The sequence below is a fragment of the Pseudofrankia coriaricola genome, from assembly GCF_001854805.1.
In the GTDB taxonomy this organism is placed as follows: domain Bacteria; phylum Actinomycetota; class Actinomycetes; order Frankiales; family Frankiaceae; genus Pseudofrankia.
This window is the reverse complement of record NZ_MBLO01000150.1, coordinates 1-5,292: the sequence shown is the minus strand read 5'-3', so window position 1 is coordinate 5,292 and position 5,292 is coordinate 1. Positions and strand designations below refer to the sequence as shown.

General features: G+C 59.1%; 3 rRNA genes. All 3 read right to left on the bottom strand.

The annotated features are described in order from the left end of the window. Positions 1-28: 28 nt before the first annotated feature. The 3 genes from rrf to BCD48_RS20680 all read right to left on the bottom strand — a co-directional run bounded on the left by rrf (position 29) and on the right by BCD48_RS20680 (position 5,243). A 5S ribosomal RNA gene (gene rrf / locus BCD48_RS20690) occupies positions 29-145 on the bottom strand. 93 nt (positions 146-238) lie between these two features. After that, positions 239-3,347 (bottom strand): 23S ribosomal RNA (locus tag BCD48_RS20685). A 389-nt stretch (positions 3,348-3,736) separates the two neighbouring features. Next, positions 3,737-5,243 (bottom strand): 16S ribosomal RNA (locus tag BCD48_RS20680). The 16S, 23S and 5S rRNA genes sit together here, the layout of an rRNA operon. Positions 5,244-5,292: the final 49 nt, after the last annotated feature.

Here is a 5,292-nt window from a genome sequence, read left to right as displayed (position 1 = left end):
GGGGACGACGGGCCTTCCGTCAATGATTGTTCGGCGGTGACCTACTCTCCCACCCGGCCTCCCGAGCAGTACCATCGGCGCTGGAGAACTTAGCTTCCGGGTTCGGAATGGGACCGGGCGTACCCTCTCCGCCAAAACCACCGAAACACTATCGAGTTATCGACACCTTCCCCCGCGCCGGAGCGCGGGGTGGTCTGCCGTTCCTCGGGAACCGCACAGTGGACGCGTAGCATCTTTGTAGGACAAGCCCTCGGCCTATTAGTACCAGTCAGCTCCACACATTGCTGTGCTTCCACATCTGGCCTATCAACCCGATCATCTCTCGGGGGCCTTACCAGGTTAACCCTGTGGGAGACCTCATCTCGAAGCGAGCTTCCCGCTTAGATGCTTTCAGCGGTTATCCCTTCCGAACGTAGCCAACCAGCCATGCCCCTGGCGGGACAACTGGCACACCAGAGGTTCGTCCGTCCCGGTCCTCTCGTACTAGGGACAGCCCTTCTCAAGACTCCTACGCGCGCGGCGGATAGGGACCGAACTGTCTCACGACGTTCTAAACCCAGCTCGCGTACCGCTTTAATGGGCGAACAGCCCAACCCTTGGGACCTACTCCAGCCCCAGGATGCGACGAGCCGACATCGAGGTGCCAAACCTTGCCGTCGATATGGACTCTTGGGCAAGATCAGCCTGTTATCCCCGGGGTACCTTTTATCCGTTGAGCGACGGCGCTTCCACAAGCCACCGCCGGATCACTAGTCCCTGCTTTCGCACCTGCTCGACCCGTCGGTCTCACAGTCAAGCTCCCTTGTGCACTTGCACTCGACACCTGATTGCCAACCAGGCTGAGGGAACCTTTGGGCGCCTCCGTTACTCTTTAGGAGGCAACCGCCCCAGTTAAACTACCCACCTGACACTGTCCCTGATCCGGATCACGGACCCAGGTTAGACATCCAGCACGACCAGAGTGGTATTTCAACAGTGACTCCCCTGAAACTGGCGTCTCAGGTTCACAGTCTCCCACCTATCCTACACAAGCCGGACCGAACACCAATATCAAGCTGCAGTAAAGGTCCCGGGGTCTTTCCGTCCTGCCGCGCGTAACGAGCATCTTTACTCGTAGTGCAATTTCGCCGAGTCTGTGGTCGAGACAGCAGGAAAGTCGTTACGCCATTCGTGCAGGTCGGAACTTACCCGACAAGGAATTTCGCTACCTTAGGATGGTTATAGTTACCACCGCCGTTTACTGGCGCTTAAGTTCTGAGCCTCGCCCCGAAGAGCTAACCCGTCCCCTTAACGTTCCAGCACCGGGCAGGCGTCACTCCGTATACATCGCCTTACGGCTTCGCACGGAGCTGTGTTTTTAGTAAACAGTCGCTTTCCCCTGGTCTCTGCGGCCCCCACCAGCTCAGACAGCATGTGTCATCACCGGTAGTGGCCCCCCTTCTCCCGAAGTTACGGGGGCATTTTGCCGAGTTCCTTAACCACAGTTCACTCGATCGCCTCGGTATTCTCTACCTGACCACCTGTGTCGGTTTCGGGTACGGGCGGCCCTGGCACTCGCTAGAGGCTTTTCTCGACAGCATGGGATCATCCACTTCGCCACAATCGGCTCGGCATCACGTCTCAGACACATGCCAGGCGGATTTGCCTACCTGACGTCCTACACGCTTACCCCGGGACAACCACCGCCCGGGATGGACTACCCTCCTGCGTCACCCCATCGCTTACCTACTACCCACCAAGATCCCCACCACCGAGGCAACCCGAAGGCCACCACGACAGAAGGTTAGTACAGCAGGGTTCGGTACTGGCGCACCAGCGCCGGTACGGGAATATCAACCCGTTATCCATCGACTACGCCTGTCGGCCTCGCCTTAGGCCCCGACTCACCCTGGGCGGACGAACCTGCCCCAGGAACCCTTGGTCATCCGGCGGACGGGATTCTCACCCGTCATTCGCTACTCATGCCTGCATTCTCACTCGCGTGGCATCCACGGCTGGGTCACCCCGCCGCTTCACACGCCACACGACGCTCCCCTACCCACCCACACACCTGAACCACCCCCAAAGGAGACAGTTAGGCAAACATGTGAGTGCCGCAGCTTCGGCGGTACGCTTGAGCCCCGCTACATTATCGGCGCGGAATCACTTGACCAGTGAGCTATTACGCACTCTTTCAAGGATGGCTGCTTCTAAGCCAACCTCCTGGTTGTCTGTGCGACTCCACATCCTTTTCCACTTAGCGTACGCTTAGGGGCCTTAGCTGGCGATCTGGGCTGTTTCCCTCTCGACTACGAACCTTATCGCCCGCAGTCTCACTGCCGCGCTTCACTTACCGGCATTCGGAGTTTGGCTGAGTTCAGTAAGCTTGTAGGCCCCCTAGCCCATCCAGTGCTCTACCTCCGGCAAGAAACACACGACGCTGCACCTAAATGCATTTCGGGGAGAACCAGCTATCACCGGGTTTGATTGGCCTTTCACCCCTACCCACAGCTCATCCCCCAGTTTTTCAACACTGGTGGGTTCGGTCCTCCACACGGTCTTACCCGCGCTTCAACCTGGCCATGGGTAGATCACCCGGCTTCGGGTCTTAGACATGCGACTGAAACGCCCTGTTAGGACTCGCTTTCGCTACGGCTACCCCACACGGGTTAACCTCGCCACACACCGCAAACTCGCAGGCTCATTCTTCAAAAGGCACGCCGTCACCAGACCGAAGCCCAGCTCCGACGGATTGTAGGCACACGGTTTCAGGTACTATTTCACTCCCCTCCCGGGGTACTTTTCACCTTTCCCTCACGGTACTAGTCCGCTATCGGTCACCAGGGAGTATTTAGGCTTAGCGGGTGGTCCCGCCAGATTCACACGGAATTTCACGGGCTCCGTGCTACTTGGGATACAACTCGGGAGGCGCCATGTTTTCGTCTACGGGGCTGTTACCCGCTACGGCGACCCATTCGCATGGTCTTCGACTAACACGACGCTTTATAACTCCCTGACAGTTCGGCAGAACCATCCGAGCCGTCCCACGACCCCTGTTCCGCAACGCCTGCCGGCTCTCACACGAAACAGGTTTAGCCTAGATCCGTTTTCGCTCACCACTACTCACGGAATCACGGTTGTTTTCTCTTCCTGCGGGTAATGAGATGTTTCACTTCCCCGCGTTCCCTCCACACACCCTATGAGTTCAGGTGCGGGTGACAGGACTTAGCATCCTGCCGGGTTCCCCCATTCGGAAATCCTCGGATCACAGCTCGGTTGACAGCTCCCCGAGGCATATCGCAGCCTCCCACGTCCTTCATCGGCTCCTGGTGCCAAGGCATCCACCGTGCGCCCTTAATAACTTGGCCACAAAGATGCTCGCGTCCACTGTGCAGTTCTCAAAGAACGGACGACCCCAACCCCACACCCAGACCGCCACCCCACCCGGGGCCGATGTCTGGAAGGACTGGTCCGTACCGCAGCCAACCCCCGAACCCCCCCCACAAGAGGAAGGACCCGGGGGTCGATGGCCACCGAAGAAACGATTTCCGCTCCCTCAGGACCCAACAGCGCACCACACGAAACCGCCTCCCCACCAGCCGGCACGTTCCACCCCCACCCCGAAGGACAGGGAGTACTAGCCACCACCTGGCCGCAGGACGGCCTCTGAAGTCAGCATTCCACGCCACTGAGCTAACCAGCCCGGCATGCACAGCCAGGAACCGGCCCCGCGGACAAACCACGGGATGCTCCTTAGAAAGGAGGTGATCCAGCCGCACCTTCCGGTACGGCTACCTTGTTACGACTTCGTCCTAATCGCCGGTCCCACCTTCGACGGCTCCCTCCACAAGGGTTAGGCCACCGGCTTCGGGTGTTACCGACTTTCATGACGTGACGGGCGGTGTGTACAAGGCCCGGGAACGTATTCACCGCAGCAATGCTGATCTGCGATTACTAGCGACTCCGACTTCACGGGGTCGAGTTGCAGACCCCGATCCGAACTGAGACCGGCTTTTTGGGATTCGCTCCACCTCGCGGTATCGCAGCCCATTGTACCGGCCATTGTAGCATGTGTGCAGCCCAGGACGTAAGGGGCATGATGACTTGACGTCGTCCCCACCTTCCTCCGAGTTGACCCCGGCAGTCTCCTATGAGTCCCCGACATAACTCGCTGGCAACATAGGACAAGGGTTGCGCTCGTTGCGGGACTTAACCCAACATCTCACGACACGAGCTGACGACAGCCATGCACCACCTGTACGGGACCCCTAAGGACCCACCATCTCTGATGGATTTCCCCGCATGTCAAGCCCTGGTAAGGTTCTTCGCGTTGCATCGAATTAAGCCACATGCTCCGCCGCTTGTGCGGGCCCCCGTCAATTCCTTTGAGTTTTAGCCTTGCGGCCGTACTCCCCAGGCGGGGCGCTTAATGCGTTAGCTGCGGCACGGAGGCCGTGGAAGGTCCCCCACACCTAGCGCCCAACGTTTACGGCGTGGACTACCAGGGTATCTAATCCTGTTCGCTCCCCACGCTTTCGCTCCTTAGCGTCAGTTCCGGCCCAGAGACCCGCCTTCGCCACCGGTGTTCCTCCTGATATCTGCGCATTTCACCGCTACACCAGGAATTCCAGTCTCCCCTACCGGACTCTAGCCTGCCCGTATCGACTGCAGGCCCGGGGTTGAGCCCCGGGTTTTCACAGCCGACGCGACAGGCCGCCTACGAGCTCTTTACGCCCAATAATTCCGGACAACGCTTGCACCCTACGTATTACCGCGGCTGCTGGCACGTAGTTGGCCGGTGCTTCTTCTGCAGGTACCGTCACTTGCGCTTCGTCCCTGCTGAAAGAGGTTTACAACCCGAAGGCCGTCATCCCTCACGCGGCGTCGCTGCGTCAGGCTTTCGCCCATTGCGCAATATTCCCCACTGCTGCCTCCCGTAGGAGTCTGGGCCGTGTCTCAGTCCCAGTGTGGCCGATCGCCCTCTCAGGCCGGCTACCCGTCGTCGCCTTGGTGGGCCACTACCCCACCAACAAGCTGATAGGCCGCGGGCCCATCCCAAGCCAATAAATCTTTCCACACCACCAGATGCCCGAAGGTGTGAATATCCGGCATTAGCCCCGGTTTCCCGGAGTTATTCCAGAGCCTGGGGCAGGTTGCCCACGTGTTACTCACCCGTTCGCCGCTGACCCGAAGGTCCGCTCGACTTGCATGTGTTAAGCACGCCGCCAGCGTTCGTCCTGAGCCAGGATCAAACTCTCCATCGATGCTCTAAAACTCCCTCGATGGGAGAAACCCCGACAAAATATGGACACA